This window comes from Zhongshania aliphaticivorans, from assembly GCF_001586255.1.
Lineage (GTDB): Bacteria > Pseudomonadota > Gammaproteobacteria > Pseudomonadales > Spongiibacteraceae > Spongiibacter > Spongiibacter aliphaticivorans.
This window is the reverse complement of record NZ_CP014544.1, coordinates 2,546,941-2,562,149: the sequence shown is the minus strand read 5'-3', so window position 1 is coordinate 2,562,149 and position 15,209 is coordinate 2,546,941. Positions and strand designations below refer to the sequence as shown.

Annotated in this window: 15 protein-coding genes; 10 read left to right on the top strand and 5 right to left on the bottom strand. The window is 50.9% G+C overall.

The window, feature by feature from the left end:
• Window position 1: 1 nt before the first annotated feature.
• From AZF00_RS11375 to efp, 4 genes are all read left to right on the top strand, one after another.
• Window positions 2–346, top strand: coding sequence for a cytochrome C oxidase subunit IV family protein (locus AZF00_RS11375; protein ID WP_008249283.1), 345 nt, complete (start codon window positions 2–4; stop codon window positions 344–346).
• Window positions 343–1,044: an SCO family protein gene (locus AZF00_RS11370; protein WP_008249285.1), complete on the top strand. Its 702-nt coding sequence runs from the start codon at window positions 343–345 to the stop codon at window positions 1,042–1,044. The genes AZF00_RS11375 and AZF00_RS11370 overlap by 4 nt, the downstream gene beginning before the upstream one ends.
• Window positions 1,045–1,127: 83 nt before the next feature.
• Window positions 1,128–2,261, top strand: coding sequence for an elongation factor P maturation arginine rhamnosyltransferase EarP (gene earP, locus AZF00_RS11365; RefSeq protein WP_008249287.1), 1,134 nt, complete (start codon window positions 1,128–1,130; stop codon window positions 2,259–2,261).
• A 50-nt stretch (window positions 2,262–2,311) separates the two neighbouring features.
• Complete coding sequence (gene efp / locus AZF00_RS11360) at window positions 2,312–2,884, top strand: elongation factor P (RefSeq protein ID WP_008249289.1); 573 nt, start codon at window positions 2,312–2,314, stop codon at window positions 2,882–2,884.
• A 49-nt stretch (window positions 2,885–2,933) separates the two neighbouring features.
• Here the strand turns inward: efp and AZF00_RS11355 are convergent, their stop codons facing one another.
• Window positions 2,934–3,854, bottom strand: a complete 921-nt coding sequence (locus AZF00_RS11355) for a glutaminase (protein WP_008249291.1) — start codon at window positions 3,852–3,854, stop codon at window positions 2,934–2,936.
• A 720-nt stretch (window positions 3,855–4,574) separates the two neighbouring features.
• On the opposite strand from AZF00_RS11355, the gene AZF00_RS11350 reads away from it, so the two are divergent.
• Both AZF00_RS11350 and AZF00_RS11345 read left to right on the top strand, forming a co-directional pair.
• On the top strand, window positions 4,575–4,994 hold the full coding sequence (locus AZF00_RS11350; RefSeq protein WP_008249292.1) for a DUF3010 family protein: 420 nt from the start codon (window positions 4,575–4,577) through the stop codon (window positions 4,992–4,994).
• Between the two features lie 82 nt (window positions 4,995–5,076).
• Window positions 5,077–5,790: a YebC/PmpR family DNA-binding transcriptional regulator gene (locus AZF00_RS11345; RefSeq protein WP_008249294.1), complete on the top strand. Its 714-nt coding sequence runs from the start codon at window positions 5,077–5,079 to the stop codon at window positions 5,788–5,790.
• Between the two features lie 64 nt (window positions 5,791–5,854).
• Here the strand turns inward: AZF00_RS11345 and AZF00_RS11340 are convergent, their stop codons facing one another.
• The 3 genes from AZF00_RS11340 to AZF00_RS11330 all read right to left on the bottom strand — a co-directional run bounded on the left by AZF00_RS11340 (window position 5,855) and on the right by AZF00_RS11330 (window position 9,763).
• Window positions 5,855–6,808, bottom strand: a complete 954-nt coding sequence (locus tag AZF00_RS11340; protein ID WP_008249296.1) for a GAF domain-containing protein — start codon at window positions 6,806–6,808, stop codon at window positions 5,855–5,857.
• Window positions 6,809–6,929: 121 nt separating this feature from the next.
• Complete coding sequence (recQ, locus tag AZF00_RS11335; protein WP_008249298.1) at window positions 6,930–9,077, bottom strand: DNA helicase RecQ; 2,148 nt, start codon at window positions 9,075–9,077, stop codon at window positions 6,930–6,932.
• Between the two features lie 143 nt (window positions 9,078–9,220).
• The gene (locus tag AZF00_RS11330) at window positions 9,221–9,763 is read right to left on the bottom strand and encodes a DUF2058 domain-containing protein (RefSeq protein ID WP_008249300.1); all 543 of its coding nucleotides are present in this window, start codon (window positions 9,761–9,763) and stop codon (window positions 9,221–9,223) included.
• 203 nt (window positions 9,764–9,966) lie between these two features.
• Here AZF00_RS11330 and AZF00_RS11325 point away from each other — a divergent pair, with 203 nt between their 5' ends.
• The 3 genes from AZF00_RS11325 (at window position 9,967) to AZF00_RS11315 (ending at window position 11,883) form a co-directional block, all read left to right on the top strand.
• Window positions 9,967–10,302, top strand: coding sequence for an EthD family reductase (locus AZF00_RS11325; RefSeq protein ID WP_008249302.1), 336 nt, complete (start codon window positions 9,967–9,969; stop codon window positions 10,300–10,302).
• A 128-nt stretch (window positions 10,303–10,430) separates the two neighbouring features.
• Window positions 10,431–10,892, top strand: a complete 462-nt coding sequence (locus AZF00_RS11320; RefSeq protein WP_008249304.1) for a hypothetical protein — start codon at window positions 10,431–10,433, stop codon at window positions 10,890–10,892.
• Between the two features lie 70 nt (window positions 10,893–10,962).
• Entirely contained in the window at window positions 10,963–11,883 is a 921-nt protein-coding gene (locus tag AZF00_RS11315) for an alpha/beta hydrolase (protein ID WP_008249306.1), read from the top strand.
• A 113-nt stretch (window positions 11,884–11,996) separates the two neighbouring features.
• On the opposite strand, the gene AZF00_RS11310 is transcribed toward AZF00_RS11315, so the two are convergent.
• Window positions 11,997–13,559 (bottom strand): long-chain-fatty-acid--CoA ligase, encoded by a 1,563-nt coding sequence (locus AZF00_RS11310; RefSeq protein ID WP_008249307.1) that lies wholly within the window; start codon window positions 13,557–13,559, stop codon window positions 11,997–11,999.
• Window positions 13,560–13,911: 352 nt separating this feature from the next.
• Between AZF00_RS11310 and AZF00_RS11305 the strand changes: the two genes are divergently transcribed.
• Window positions 13,912–15,120, top strand: coding sequence for an acetyl-CoA C-acetyltransferase (locus AZF00_RS11305; protein WP_040803111.1), 1,209 nt, complete (start codon window positions 13,912–13,914; stop codon window positions 15,118–15,120).
• Window positions 15,121–15,209 lie beyond the last annotated feature (89 nt).

The following is a 15,209-nucleotide window of genomic DNA, read 5'->3' as shown; positions in this document are numbered from 1 at the left end:
TATGAGTGGTCAGCCTGAAACAGCGAGTCATGGCGAGGGGCAGCAACACCCTATAGGTTTATATTTTAAAGTGTGGATACTGCTGTTTGTGCTCAGCTCAATGTCGTACGCCGTCGATTATTTTCATTTTGTTGGGTATTTGCGCTGGACCTTAATACTGGTGTTTATGTTTCTTAAAGCAGGCCTAATCATCACCGTGTTCATGCACTTTGCCTGGGAGCCCAGTACCTTAAAATTGGCCCTGGGCCTGCCGGTTATTGCGATAGTGGTGTTTATTGGTTTTATGGCGGTAGAGGCTGATTACACCTTTTTAAGTCGTCTTACCTTTATGTCGGGGGGGACATGAGTCGCGGCCCACTCCCGCGATATTTGATTCCCAGCTTGCTGGCGGCGGTACTCATAAGCAGTGCCTTTATGGCAAATTCCATCTTGCGAACGCAGTTTCAGCAAGCCCCTGACGTCAATGGTGCGGTTCTAGCGGCGCCACTAGAGCTGCCAAGCTTTGAATTGCGCAATCATCGCGGTGAGCTTGTCCATAAAGCGGATTTTTTGGGGCGCTGGCAATTAATTAGCTATGGCTACACTCAGTGCCCAGACATCTGCCCAACGATGTTGTCGAGCCTCGCGGGTTTTCAGAAATTACTCGATAAGGAAAAGCAATTTAAAGACCTACAAGTCCAGTTTTACAGTATCGATCCAGAGCACGATAGTATTGAAAAGCTCGCTAATTATGTGCCGTGGTTCGATGCTCGCTTTATCGGTTTGAGGGCTGATGATCCAGCGCAAGCCGCGATTTTTGAGCGAAGCATGGGTTTGCAGAGTTACCGCATGGACGAAGCTGAGCTGGCGAGCGTGAACGTGGCGGCCAAGTTAAGTGGCCCCGAAATAGCACACGGCTTTCGCTTATATTTGTTGGATGAGCAAGCGCGCTTGCGCGCTTCCTTGGCACCTATTTCAACGCGGGATGGCAGTAAATACTATGAGGCCGAGGCTTTGTTAAAGGATTATCTCGCGCTTCGTCAGTGGTTTGCCAAACAGCGTTAATTATATTGCCTGTCGCCTTGCCTTAGGCATAATAGGCGGATGGGCCCCTACCGGAGCGTTTCATTTTACTGTCGCAGGTTGTTATGCCCAATCGCTGGGATCTTTTCTGTAGAGTTATCGATAATTACGGTGACATTGGCGTGAGCTGGCGTTTGGCGCGTCAATTGGCTGCCGACCACGGCCTCGACGTGCGGCTATGGCTGGATGATGTCGTGGCCTTTTGCCGAATTTACCCAGCGGCTGACCCCAATCTTCGTGTTCAACATCATTGCGGCGTTGCGATTCACTGGTGGTCTGAAGATTGTTCAGGTGTTGAGGCGGCTGATGTGGTCATTGAGGCGTTTGGCTGCGAGTTGCCAACGCATTATATTGCTGCCATGACGGCGCGTGAGCGACCGCCGCTGTGGTTGAATTTAGAATATTTAAGTGCGGAGGAGTGGGTTGAGGGCTGCCATGGCCTGCCGTCTTTGCAGGCGAATACCTTAGCGAAGTATTTCTTCTTTCCAGGATTTACCTCGAAAACTGGGGGGCTGCTGCGGGAATCGAGTCTTATCCAGCGGCGCAAGGACTTTCAATCGTGCGAGGTGCACAAGGCTAGCTTTTTACAGGATCTTGGCGTTCAGTGGTCGGCAGCTAGTCAATTAATATCACTGTTTTCCTATGAGAATACCGGCTTATCGACGTGGCTGGCGAGCTTGGCGAATGCCGAAAGGTCTTCTCATATTCTTGTTCCCGAAGGTCGAATTCTTGGTGATCTGGCAAATTACTTGGGCGTAGCGAGAATTCACCTCGGCCGCCTATATCGGCGCGGCGCCTTGAGTATTCAGGTGCTCCCTTTCCTGAGTCAGGACGATTACGATCGACTACTATGGGCTTGTGACTTTAATATTGTGCGCGGCGAGGACTCTTTTGTTCGGGCGCAATGGGCTGGGCGGCCGTTTATTTGGCATATTTATCCGCAGGAAGAAGGCGCCCATTTAATTAAGTTGGATGCCTTTTTACAGCGCTATTGCGAGGGTTTGTCCCCTGACTTGCGCTTGGCCATGAAGGCTTGTTGGTTGGCCTGGAATCAGAGTCAAAACTGCCCCGCGAGCTGCTTTAGTCTGATTGGCGCATCGCCACTGCTGGCGGGCCATGCAGAGCGTTGGTGTGGTCGCCAGATGGCAGTAGAAAATCTTGCAGATTCGCTAGTGCAATTTCAGCAAAACTGGTTATGATACGCAGCCGCAATTGATGGCATCCCATTAATCCTTTTTCGGATGCAAGTATGAAAACCGCACAAGAAATGAAGCCCAATAGCGTGATGCTGATCGAGGGCCAGCCCTGGCTAGTTCAAAAAGCCGAGTTCACTAAGTCTGGTCGCAATAGCGCCATCGTTAAAATGAAGCTCAAAAACTTGTTGAGCGGTTCTTCTACTGAGACGGTATTTAAGTCAGAAGACAAGGTCGAGCCGGTTATTCTAGACAGAATTACCGTGAGCTACTCCTATGTTGCCGATGGCGTCTATGTGTTCATGGACGAAGACTTCAACCAGTATGAATTGAGTGCTGAGGATATTGAAAGCGTTTTACCGTATATCGTCGATGGCATGACTGACGAATGTGAAGCGGTATTCTTTGAAGGTAAAGTGATCTCAGTTGACTTGCCGACCACTATTGTTCGTCAAATAGTTTATACCGAAGGTTCCGCCCGTGGCGATACTTCTGGCAAGGTGATGAAGCCTGCGCAATTGAGCAATGGCACGGTGGTTAAAGTAGCCGATTTCTGTGAAATTGACGACTGGATCGAGATTGATACTCGCAACGGTGAGTATAAGTGTCGCGCTAAAGCGCCTGTTTAAGTCTGAAAGCATAAAAAAACCGGCTTGAGTGCCGGTTTTTTTATGCCTGCTAATTGCCGAATACCGACCAGCCAGTGGCTTGCACGAGCATCTCGAGTGCTTCAGTGCCGAGTTTGCTATTGCCGATACTGTCCAGGCCTGGTGACCACACCGCAATAGAGGCTTTACCTGGCGCGATGGCGAGAATACCGCCGCCGACGCCACTTTTTCCGGGTAGACCAACTCGGTAGGCAAATTCCCCAGAACCGTCGTAATGCCCGCACATCATCATCAGCGAGTTAATGCGCCGCGCCCGTTGGGCAGAGACAACTCTGACGCCAGTGCTTGAATTAATACCGTCAGACACCAAGAACAAGCCTGCTTGCGCCAGCTGCTGGCAACTCATGCTGATGGAACAATGATGGAAGTAGGTGCCCAAAACACAATCAACAGGGTTTTTAAAACGACCAAACGAGGCCATAAAGTGTGCCAATGACGCATTGCGGTCGCCGGTCAAAAGTTCAGACTGGGCTACTTTCTCGTCGATGCCAATACTATTGTCATTGGCGATAAAGCGCACAAATTGCAGTATTTCCGCGAGGGTCTCTTTGGGTTGATGTCCCATCATAATGGCGTCAACAATCGCGATAGCGCCGGCGTTGATGAAAGGATTGCGGGGTTTACCACTTTCATGCTCGAGCTGAACTATGGAGTTAAACGGGTCGCCGGAGGGCTCTCTGCCGACTCTTGACCACACAGCATCGCCGAGCTTGCCCAAGGCAATAGTGAGGGTGAAAAGCTTGGAAATGCTCTGGATGGAAAATAAGGTGGCGGAGTCACCCGCGCTGAATACCTGTCCGTCAGCTAGGGCTACGCTAATGCCAAATTGCTCCGGATTTACGCAGGCGAGTTGGGGGATATAATTTGCCACCTTACCGCGTTCGCTGCGATCTTTCATGGTAACGCAGATGTCGTCGAGAATATCTTGCATGGCTTGGTGTTGTTGTGCCCGGAATCAGAGTAAGTCTTAGATGGAGGTGAACACCTGCAGAGCGCGCCACCCACAAAAGTTGCTAGGGGTATTATATTCGCTGTTCATAGCTTGCGGCAGTTATTTCTAGGCTGAATATTGCCATGCATGTTCACGGGCCTTGGGGGCAAACTAGGCATTTGATAGCAGTTATATAACGAACAAACTTAGTTTTACTTTAAATCCTGTGACTCAGCCCGCAAAAGCTACTATCCACTATACCGAGCAAGACGATAAGGGGGCAGAATGCCAATATGTTCATGAATTGTCGTGGGCGTACTATACAGTTTTCTCGGTGAGTAAGGTGCTTACTTCGTCGGAGGTATATTTCGATATGATGTTTAGTCGCTATTTAGAAAGTGCGGGCCGCGAAAAAATCTCGCCGCCTAGTCGTATACTCCAGTCCTGGCACCCCGTTGCTATTCTAATGCTGATACCAATCATTCAGCTTATTGTTTCTGGGCTAAGCGCTTAAGACCCTCTCTTCAATTCGGCCTGCGCGTATCTTTAATTGGTATTTGTCAGTGCTCGTCGGTATTTAATGATATTCTCGCAAACATTGATTTGCGTTGGCTGCGCTTGCTCTGCTAAAAAGCGCCTTTGCTATATGCAAAGTGCTGACTCAAGCTAACATATCTGCCTCAAAAAGCGTGCGCAAAGCCGCTGAACCAAGGAATATTAATGAAAATTTGTGGTGTTGAATTGACCGGTAATGACGCCGTTGTCTGTTTACTGAACTATGATAAGCAGCAATTTAATTTGCCTGAGTGTCGGGTGCGCAAGCTGAGCTTACCGAAAGACCACACGCGTCACGATCTATTGCAGTTTCAACATGCCTTCGCTCAGCTCATGGGCGACTATAAGGTGGATTCGGTGGCAATTAGAGGGCGGATGCCCAAAGGTAAGTTTGCCGGTGGTGCCATAAGTTTTAAATTAGAGGCAGCTTTGCAGCTGATGCCCAATCTCGAGGTGCGCTTACTGACGCCTAGCGAGATTAAGGCGACGCTGGCGGCTAACCCCCTGGTGATACCTTTTGCCGATACTGGCTTAAAGGCATTCCAAGAAGGGGCATTTACCGTCGCCTATGCGGCGCATATGTAGGGCTTTAATTCCACGAAAAGATTCCCTATCTAAACCCCGGTCTGTAAAATCAGCCTCTTTGTTAATAAAGCGGAGCAGCGCAATGGGCAGAGCCTACCAAAACCGCAAAGATTCCATGGCCAAGACCTCGGATGCCAAGGCCAAAGTCTATAGTAAGTACGGACGCGAGATTTATGTGTGTGCCAAGGCTGGGGGGCTAGACCCCGCAGGTAATCTGGCTCTGCGCGGGATGATTGAGCGCGCAAAAAAAGATCAAGTACCCACCCATGTTATTGAAAAGGCCATCGATAAAGCGAAAGGTGGCGGCGGCGAAGATTTTGCACTGTCGCGCTACGAGGGCTATGGTCCAGGTAATTGCATGGTGATTATCGACTGTTTAACAGATAACGCCAACCGTACTTTTGGCGATGTACGGCTGTGTTTCACTAAGACTAAGAGCAAAATTGGCACGCAAGGCAGTGTTAGTCATATGTTCGACCACTCGGCAATCTTTGTGTTTTCTGGCGACGATGAAGAGGGTGTGCTGGAAGCGCTAATGGAAGCGGACGTGGATGTTAGCGATATTGAGAATGAAGACGGCAAAATCTCGGTATTTGCACCTAATACTGATTACTTCAAAGCTCAGCAAGCACTGATTGAATTTGGTGTAAGCGACTTTGACGTGGCCGAAATCCAATTTTTGCCGCAAAACACCACAACCATCGACGATGAAGACATGCCGATGTTTGAGAAGTTTATGGACATGCTAAACGACTTGGATGATGTGCAAAACGTTTTTCACAATGTGGCGTTGTAAGGCCGCGCTCGTCGGTCTGTGCTATATCAAATCGCCCTGGTGCTAGACAGGGCTTCTGGGGCCGTTATTTTAGGCCCCGCTGTTTAATCTTATCGTTTAATAATTGTTCACCTTCCGCGATTAGGGTTTCAACCGCGACGTGGGTGAAGGTGTTTACCTCCACATTCACCGCCGTGAACGGCGCCGCCTTATCACCGTTGCTGTAAGCTTGCTGGCATATTTTTTTCAGGCGCTCGATAAACTCTGGTGCTTGAGTGGCGCTGGCGTTGTTCAGTAAGACCACAAAGCGACGCTCGTTGAGACGAGCAAATATATCAGCGTCGCGTAGTGTTGCCGTAACATTATCGCTAAATAGGCGAATGACATTGTCCATGTTGATATTTAAATCATTGTCAAAAAATGACGTCCGCAACTCCAAGAATATTGCTGTCATGGGCGTTTTTTGGCGCTCTGCGACGCGAATTTGCTGCTGGCCGAGTAAAATAAAGCCGTCGCGGTTGTTTATATTGGTGAGTATGTCGCGGGTCGCATAGTGAATCGCATATAGCTCTCGTTCGACGATGGCGCCAAAATTCTTGAGGGTGTGCTGTTGCTCCGCACTCAGGTGTCGAGGTTGTTGGTCGATAATACACAGCGTGCCGAGTTTGCTGCCGTCCAATGCTTTGAGAGGGCAGCCTGCGTAAAAGCGGATTTTGGGGTCGTTTTCTACTAAAGGATTATCGGCAAAGCGCTCGTCTTGACTCGCGTCGGGAATAATAAAAAGGTCGTCACCATTAATTGCGTGACCACAGAAAGAGATGTCGCGAGGGGTTTCGCTGGCGTCTAAGCCAATACATGATTTAAACCACTGGCGATTTTCATCTACTAAGCTGATAACAGCTACGGGCACATTGAGAATTTGCTTGGTCATTTGAGTGAGGCGATCAAAGCGGTCTTCTGGTGGCGTATCCAGAATATTAAGGGCACTGAGGGCGGCCAGCCGTGATTTTTCATTTTGGGGCAGATCTGGCGATTTCACTACGTATCCTTAAGCGCTGTAATAGCTGAATTTAGAGTAAGTTAAGCAGACTTTATAAGGTTTTGCCTGTATTTGTCGCTGTGGACTATCCCAATTCTGATTAAAATCTGCGGGCAATTACTCATAGCGCGTGTAGGGTGGCCTTAACGCATTTAAGTATGTTGTAGTCGTACTCGCCGTCCAATAGTTCATAGACCGGCTTTATTTTGCCGTCTTCACTGTGTTCAAAGGCAAATTGGATTTCTTTGAGCTGTGCATCGCTTAATGTGACCACATCGCCGATATTGAGTTCACCGCTGGCAATACCTTGGCAGAGGTGACCATAAATAGTGGTGAGGGCGAGGCTGCGTTCTCCGGCAATCGTCTCTGGGTCTTTGCCGCGCTTGAGCATGGCGATGCTAGTGGCGGCGGTGTCGTTGATGTCCTCGGCGGTTGGCGCATTCAAGTTGGCGAGAATGACCTGAAGAAAGCCCGCGCCGTACTTGGCGAGCTTACTCTCGCCAACCCCGGACACGCGGCTCAACTGGTCGAGGGTCTGGGGTTGGCGCTCGGCCATTTCGGCAAGGGTGGCGTCATGAAAAATCATATAAGCTGGAATCTCTTGCTCGCTGGCTAGTATCTTGCGGTGTTCGCGCAGGGCTTCCCATAGCACCGCATTTCCCGTGCCGGTGTAAGCCTTGGCTTTGCGACGTTCGCTCTTGCTGATTTTAACCATTTTACGCAGGGTTAATTGGCTTTCGCCTTTCAGAATTGGTCTTGCGGTATCGGTGAGCTGAACGCTGCCGTGCCCCTCAACGTCCACTCGTAATAAGCCTCGGGCAATAATTTGCCGGTACAGCGTGCGCCACTCGGTGTTATTGAGTTCGCCGCCGATGCCGAAGGTCGAAATTTTATCGTGGCCAAACTGGCTGATACGTTCGTTTTCTTTACCTAATAACACGTCGACTAAGTAGCTGACCCCGAAGCGCTGACCGGTGCGATAAACACAGGACAGGGCTTTTTGGGCGGCAACGGTTGCGTCCCAGGTTTCGGGGGGCGTGAGGCAGTTATCGCAGTTGCCACAGGCGTGGTCGTAGTCGTCGTCAAAATAGCGCAGCAGCGCTTGGCGACGGCAGGTGGTAAGTTCACAGAGGCCAAGCATGGCGTCGAGTTTGTGTTGCTCAAGTCGTTTGCGGCTTTCTTCGGCGCCGGAATTGCCCTGCATTTGGCGTAGGGTAATCACGTCTTGGAGGCCGTAGGCCATCCACGCATCGGCGGGCTGACCGTCACGACCGGCGCGGCCGGTTTCCTGGTAATAGGCCTCTATACTTTTGGGCAGATTGAGATGGGCAACAAAGCGGACATCGGGTTTGTCTATGCCCATGCCGAAGGCAATGGTGGCAACGATAATCACGCCGTCTTCGCGGAGAAAGCGCTCCTGATGTTGTTGGCGCTGCTCATTGCTCATGCCAGCGTGGTAGGGCAGGGCGGTCATGCCTTTACCACTGAGCCAAAGTGCGATTTCGTCGACTTTTTTACGCGACAGGCAGTAGACGATTCCCGCTTCGCCTTCGTGTTCATTGAGTATGAAACGCAGTAAATTCTCCCGCGCGGTGCCCTGATTTTCAGTAATGCGGTAGCGAATATTGGGGCGGTCGAAGCCGTCGTTAAAGACGCGGGCATTGTGCAGTGACAAGCGCTCGATGATTTCGCGCTGGGTAGGGCCGTCGGCGGTGGCCGTTAGCGCAACACGTGGTGTATTGGGAAAACGCTCGTGGAGTATGGTCAGCTTGATGTATTCGGGGCGGAAATCATGGCCCCACTGGGATACGCAGTGGGCTTCGTCAATAGCGAACAGGGATAGCGGTGCATTGTCCAGGAGCTGTAACATGCGGGGCATCATCAGTCGTTCTGGGGCTATATAGAGTAGCTCTAGCTCGCCGTTCATCAGCTGATTTTCGACCTCATTCACTTCCATACCGTTGAGGCTAGAGTTCAAAAAGGCCGCTTTGATACCATTTTGGCGCAGCGCCATAACCTGATCTTGCATCAGGGCGATTAAGGGCGAAATGACAATGGCGGTGCCTTCGCGCACCAGCGCGGGCACTTGGAAACACAGAGACTTACCACCACCGGTGGGCATCAGCACCAAGGCGTCGCCACCTTGAATCACGTGGTCGACAATATCGGCCTGTTGATTGCGAAAAGACTCATAACCGTAAACACTTTGCAGGACCTGCAGCGCGCTACTTATACTGGGGCTGATATCGGCGTGATTAGCTGTGTTCATGTCAGTGTTTTGGATGTCGACCTCTGAAATACACCACGGGCAGTGGCGGTTGCGTTTTTGTTAACGCGGAAAACGGGAACAATTGCCTAGTGGCTGCACAGCTTATGGATGCCTGCCTAGGTGTCGGGCGTAATGATTTTTCCTTACCACATTAAATCGTCTGGAATTTGATAAGCCGCATAGGGGTCATCTTCCTCGACGGCCGCAACAGTACTGGCTGATTTGGTATTGTGTACCAAGATAACCGACGGGTCGCGCTGGGCGATTTTGTCCGCAATCGTGGCGGGCACCAGTTCATAGCCGTCTTTGAATTTAACGAGGGCAATAATGCCTTTAACCAATTGGGTCTGCAGCAAGCTGTCGACAAACACCTTTTTAATCTTTTTGCCGTCAGTGAACTGATAGGCAATCTCACCTTTTTTGCGGTCGATGCGATTTAGACTGATCAGCTGAATGATTTGCGCTTGAATGGCCTTTTTCTCGACTTCGGCCTGACGTAAGCGATTAAGTTCGCGGTCGCGTTCAGCCTTTTCTGCTAGCGCCCGTTGTGCGGCCTCTTTGCTTTCGTTAACGACAACGGTGCCTTTGGGCTGCTTGGCTTGTTTGCGCTTTTCTTGCTTAAGTTTCTTGACCTTTTTCTCGTCGACCATACCCGCTTTGAGTAGCTGTTCTTGTAAGGATGCCATGCCAGGCCTCTTGAGTGTTGAGGATACGTCCATTCTAAGGGATTATTGCCGCCAGAGCTTGGAAAAACTTATTAAAAGCACTTGCTGAAAGCCCCCGCTTGCTGCTAAAAACAGCGGGTAATGCCAAGTGGTTTATTAGTCTGCCCGGCGGTTGTGCCGCAGTTGAGCTTAGCCTTGGACGAATACTAACAAGGAGTGAGTAAATGATTAAAGTCAGTGTGATGTACCCCAATTCTCCGGGAGCCCGGTTTGATCATGCCTATTACCGCGATCAGCATTTTCCAATGGTTAAAGAGTTGATGGGGGATTACTGCTTGTCCTATACCATCGATCGGGGCTTAGTCGGTGAGGATGCCGGAATCCCACCACTGTATATTGCCATGGGCCATCTGTACTGTGCGTCCATTGATGAGTTTCAGGCGGGTTTCTCGCCCCATGTAGGTAAAATAATGGCGGATTTGCCAAATTACACCGATCAAGTCCCGCAGATCCAAATAAGCGAAGTTGTCCCTCATTTTGATGCAATGATGGCTGTATAGCTGGTCTCACTGGATTGTTCCAAAATTCGGTCTGCGGTGTATTTGTCTCTATGGTCCAGCGGTGGTTTTTCAGCAAGGCGCTTGTGGTGATACTATGCGGGCAGTTTTCAAACTAGAGACAGGGGTTTATGCGCGTACCGGCTTTTTTACTTACTCGGCTACAGGCTAAAGCAGAGCAAATTACGCAAAGACCGCCCACCAAGGTAATCGGCACTGATTATCTGCGGCGCTGGCACGTAGTGCCGCGCAATCGGCTGTTTAATGTATATCTCCACCATGTCACCGGTAACGATCCTGATATTAATCTCCACGACCATCCGTGGTTGTTTAATTATTCAATGGTACTGCGTGGTGAAATTTTAGAAGAGATGCCCCACGGCGAACGCGTCTTACCCACGGGCACCTTGACCGCCCGTTTGGGGCGCGCGCCACACCGCTTATTATTGCAGTCACCCGACAGTTTAACGCTCTTTATTACCGGCCCCAAAATTCGTAGATGGGGCTTTTACACGCCAAGTGGCTGGGTGTGTAGCAAGCTGTATCTGCGCGAGGGCGGAAATGGCCGTGACCTAAGTGCGGGCGCGCCTTAATGCGTCCGCGCTAAGACCATTTATAACAACGTATTATTTAGAATTAACCTAGACGCGCCATGGTGGGCTGATGAAAAACACAATAAAAACAGCAGTATTTCGCAGTTATATAAAGGGCTCGGCGCGACTCGCTTGGCTTGGTAAGGTTGCAAAGCATATCACCAGTCTTGACCTTGTTGCCGAACAGGAACAGCGCAGAATCCCGCTGCGGCTTTATTTGCCGCCGGGTGATGGGCCGTTTCCGGTGGTGGTGTATTTTCATGGTGGTGGTTGGGTAATTGGCGATTTAGCGACATATGATCCAATGTGTCGAGATCTATGTGACCGCAGCGACACTATTGTGGTGGCCGTCGATTATCGGCGGGCGCCGGAATACCCGTTTCCCGCGGCGCCAGAAGATTGTCTGACGGCACTGACTTGGGTTGCTGAACACATTGGGCTGTATGGTGGTCGCGCCGACTCCATTGTTCTTGCCGGTGATAGTGCGGGGGGGAATCTCGCTGCGGTAACCGCTATCCAAGCGCGTGATCAGCTACCGGGGCTCGTCAAAGGTCAGGTGTTGATTTACCCCGTTACCGATCACTATGAGCCGGGTACCGACTCCTATATTGAAAACGCAAAAGGCCCCGTGCTGACGCGGCCGATAATGATGTGGTTTTGGGATAGCTATTTAGCCAACAGCTCAGCGCTTAAGGCTGGCGAGCACCGTCACCCCTTGGCTACGCCTTTAACGGCTGACGACCTAAGTATGTTACCACCGGCACTAGTGATTACCGCTGAGCGCGATCCGCTGCGAGACGAAGGCATTGCCTATGCGTGTCGGCTAGAAGAACAGGGCGTTGCGGTGACTCAGAGTCTTTATCACGGTGCCAGTCACGGCTTTATTGGTTTGCAGGGGCCGACCCGTCGCCACAAAGAGGGCATGATGGAGATTTGTGCTTGGCTAGCAGCGCTGTTTGGTCGACAGGCCGAGCCGCCGATTGAAGTTTAAGGTGCGAGCCGCAAACAATAAGCCGCTCGCGTAGATGGGCTTGCTGCGCGTATCTTAATAATTATATGGCCACACGGCCCTGTTATGGGGGTGTGGCCTCGCTAGTTTTGTTTTTAGTTTATTCCCCGTTCATTTCCCTGCCAAAATGGTGCGCGTAAATCTTTTTTCAATAATTTTCCTGAGGGATTGCGGGGCAGCACATCAAATATTTTGAGTTGCCGAGGTATTTTGTAACCGGCCAGCTGCTCGCGGCAAAATGTCACCATGTCCTCTTCAGTTAAACTTTGCCCCGGCTTTAGCACCACACAGGCCAGCGGCGCTTCGCCGAATTTTGGGCATGGTATGCCGACCACTGCAACATCGCCCACGGCGGGATGCTGACTTAGGACGTTTTCAATTTCAATTGGGTAGATGTTTTCAGCGCCGCTGACGATCATATCTTTAATGCGGTCACGCAGGAAAATGTAACCTTGCTCGTCGATAATTGCTGAGTCACCGGTGTGTATCCAGCCCTCTTGGAGTGTTTCGGCGGTGGCGGCGTCGCGGTTGTAGTAGCCAAGCATATTGGCTTCTGAACGAATTAATAGCTCTCCTGTTTCGCCGCAAGCGAGGGTGTTGCCGTTGCTGTCGATCACTTTAACTTCAACGCCGGCTTGGGGGCGGCCACAGGACTGCAGTAACTCTGGTTGGTCGAGCAGGGCGCGGCGGTGATCTTCAGGCGATAAAGACACAATGGTGCCGGTGGTCTCAGTCATGCCATAACATTGATAAAAATCGCATTTAAATATGTTTAATGCTCGCTCTAGCAGCCCTGTGCTTATTGGCGAGGCGCCGTAAAGCAATTGGCGTAAAGCGCTAAAATCGCGTTGCTCGATATTGGGTACGTAGTCGAGTATGGCCATGATCATGGCGGGCACAACAAACATATTGTCGATTTTATGCTTTTCTAAATCATCTACCACGGCCATTGGGTTAAAGCTCCCGTGCAATACTACGCTGGCTCCGGCGAGAATGGGTAATAGCAGGGTGCCGATGCCGCCAATATGAAAATTCGGTGCGCAAACTAAGTCGCGGCTTCCCGGTCCTGCCTTGTTTGCTAGTGAGGTGGCGGCCGACGTGTACAGGGCAAAAATATTGCGCTGGCTGGTGACCACACCTTTGGGTTTACCGGTCGTGCCGCTGGTGTAGAGCTGCAGTATTCCGGCATCGGCGCGGATATCGTCGCTTTTGACTGGCGTACTCACGCATTGACTAAGCCAGTGTTGCCAGTTTTCGGCACCCTCGCTACTCGCGGCGATAATGGGCAGGCTTGCGTCGGCCAGTGGCCGTAATTTGCCGAGTAAGTCAATTAACGCCATGTCGGGTGCGAATAAGATCTTCGCCTCGGCGTCATTCAGAACGTAGGCGACCTCCGGCGCTGCCAAACGGTAGTTTAGGGGTACGGCAACGGCGGCAACGCGGCTGCATGCAATGACAATAGATAATACAGCGGGGCAATTTTCGCAGAGAATCGCAACTCGGTCATTACTCACAATGCCGTGTTTCTGTAAGCCATTGGCGATGCGGTGTGACTCTTCTGCAATCTGAGTGTAGCTAAAGACTTCGCCCTGGAATATTAGGCAATCCTGAGTCGGGTTTCTTTGAGTGTGGTAGTCGAAAAATTGGTGTATCAGCATGCTCTTCTCCGTCTAGCGGTATTACTTTTATTGTTGTCTACTGTAAATCGCAACGGGGCCTATGCCCAGCATTAGACCTGAAAATTGACGGCGCCACTGGTAATAGTGGCGGCTAAAGACAATAACACCCTTGGCTTTTTTGTTTTAGAGGAAAGCCGTCACCGCCTACTCCACGGTTGCCGCGCTTTAGCTGGGCGTGGCAGGAGATTTGCCTGCGCCGCTTAATTCATTCAATTTGTAATAAAATGTCTATCGCCTGTCATCCCTTATCATTGAGATTCGCTCCGATGCGGGGCAATCTTGCATCAACGTACACCACGCAAACACCAACAAAATAAACTGGGACGCTAAAATGAGTAACACAGCTTACATTTACGATGCCGTTCGTACGCCAAGAGCGAAGGGAAAAATGGGTTCGCCGTTAAGCCAAGTAAAGCCGGTAGATTTATTGGCTGGTTTGCTGAACGGACTGCGCGACCGCCACGACATTGATACGCAACTGGTTGATGATGTGGTTATGGGCTGCGTTACGCCAGTGGGCGAGCAAGGTGCTTGTATTGCAAAAACTGCCGTTTTAAAAGCGGGCTGGGCGGAGTCTGTGGCTGGTGTGCAGCTAGACCGTTTTTGCGCTTCGGGTCTTGAGGCCGTGAATTTGGCTGCAATGAAAATTGCCTCTGGTTGGGAAGACTTGGTCGTCGCCGGTGGTATTGAATGTATGTCGCGGGTGGCGATGGGCAGCAGCGGTGGCGCGTGGGCGGAGGATCCGCAAATAGCCACCGATACCGCCTTTGTACCTCAGGGCATTGGCGCGGATTTAATTGCTACCCTCGCTGGCTTTAGTCGCACTATGCTCGATGAGTTCGCGGTAGGTTCTCAGGCCAAGGCTGCCGCCGCGCGGGAAGCCGGCTTCTTTGATCGTTCGGTAATGCCGGTTAAAGACGTCAACGGCATGACGATTTTGCAGCGTGACGACTTCATTAAGCCGGGAACAACAGTTGAAAGTTTAGCCGGTTTGCGTCCGTCCTTTGAAATGATGGGTAGCATCGGCTTTGACGATATTGCTATTAGCAAGTACCCCCAAGTTGCCAAAATAAATCACGTTCACCACGCGGGTAATTCGTCAGGCATTGTTGACGGTGCCTCAGCCGTGTTGATCGGTAGCGCAGCCGCAGGCGAAAAAATGGGCCTTAAGGCCCGGGGCCGCGTAGTTGCAACGGCAGTAACCGGCACCGAGCCCACTATTATGTTAACCGGTCCGGCACCCGCTACCTGGAAAGTTTTGCAAAAGGCGGGCATGAAGATCGAAGACATCGATCTAGTCGAAATTAACGAAGCTTTTGCATCGGTTGCTATGCGCTTCCAGCAGGACACCAATATTCCCTGGGATAAGATCAATGTAAACGGTGGGGCCATCGCCATGGGCCATCCGCTGGGTGCAACGGGCGGTATGTTAGTAGGTACAGTTCTTGATGAGTTGGAGCGTCGCGACAAGCGCTTTGGCCTTATTACCCTCTGTGTCGGTGGTGGCATGGGTATCGCAACCATTATTGAACGGCTTTAATCGGATCGCGAAATTAGTGGAGCGAAGGTCCGCAAACAATAGGGCCTTGGGGCAGGGTTTTGTATTTGCCACTGCGCGTTCAGCAAAAT

Bases quoted from the DNA above. Each gene is read 5' to 3' on its own strand.
- AZF00_RS11375 (WP_008249283.1), top strand. From the start codon at position 2: ATGAGTGGTCAGCCTGAAACAGCGAGTCATGGCGAGGGGCAGCAACAC.
- AZF00_RS11370 (WP_008249285.1), top strand. From the start codon at position 343: ATGAGTCGCGGCCCACTCCCGCGATATTTGATTCCCAGCTTGCTGGCG.
- earP (WP_008249287.1), top strand. From the start codon at position 1,128: ATGCCCAATCGCTGGGATCTTTTCTGTAGAGTTATCGATAATTACGGT.
- efp (WP_008249289.1), top strand. From the start codon at position 2,312: ATGAAAACCGCACAAGAAATGAAGCCCAATAGCGTGATGCTGATCGAG.
- AZF00_RS11355 (WP_008249291.1), bottom strand. From the start codon at position 3,854: ATGCAAGATATTCTCGACGACATCTGCGTTACCATGAAAGATCGCAGC.
- AZF00_RS11350 (WP_008249292.1), top strand. From the start codon at position 4,575: ATGAAAATTTGTGGTGTTGAATTGACCGGTAATGACGCCGTTGTCTGT.
- AZF00_RS11345 (WP_008249294.1), top strand. From the start codon at position 5,077: ATGGGCAGAGCCTACCAAAACCGCAAAGATTCCATGGCCAAGACCTCG.
- recQ (WP_008249298.1), bottom strand. From the start codon at position 9,077: ATGAACACAGCTAATCACGCCGATATCAGCCCCAGTATAAGTAGCGCG.
- AZF00_RS11330 (WP_008249300.1), bottom strand. From the start codon at position 9,763: ATGGCATCCTTACAAGAACAGCTACTCAAAGCGGGTATGGTCGACGAG.
- AZF00_RS11325 (WP_008249302.1), top strand. From the start codon at position 9,967: ATGATTAAAGTCAGTGTGATGTACCCCAATTCTCCGGGAGCCCGGTTT.
- AZF00_RS11320 (WP_008249304.1), top strand. From the start codon at position 10,431: ATGCGCGTACCGGCTTTTTTACTTACTCGGCTACAGGCTAAAGCAGAG.
- AZF00_RS11315 (WP_008249306.1), top strand. From the start codon at position 10,963: ATGAAAAACACAATAAAAACAGCAGTATTTCGCAGTTATATAAAGGGC.
- AZF00_RS11310 (WP_008249307.1), bottom strand. From the start codon at position 13,559: ATGCTGATACACCAATTTTTCGACTACCACACTCAAAGAAACCCGACT.
- AZF00_RS11305 (WP_040803111.1), top strand. From the start codon at position 13,912: ATGAGTAACACAGCTTACATTTACGATGCCGTTCGTACGCCAAGAGCG.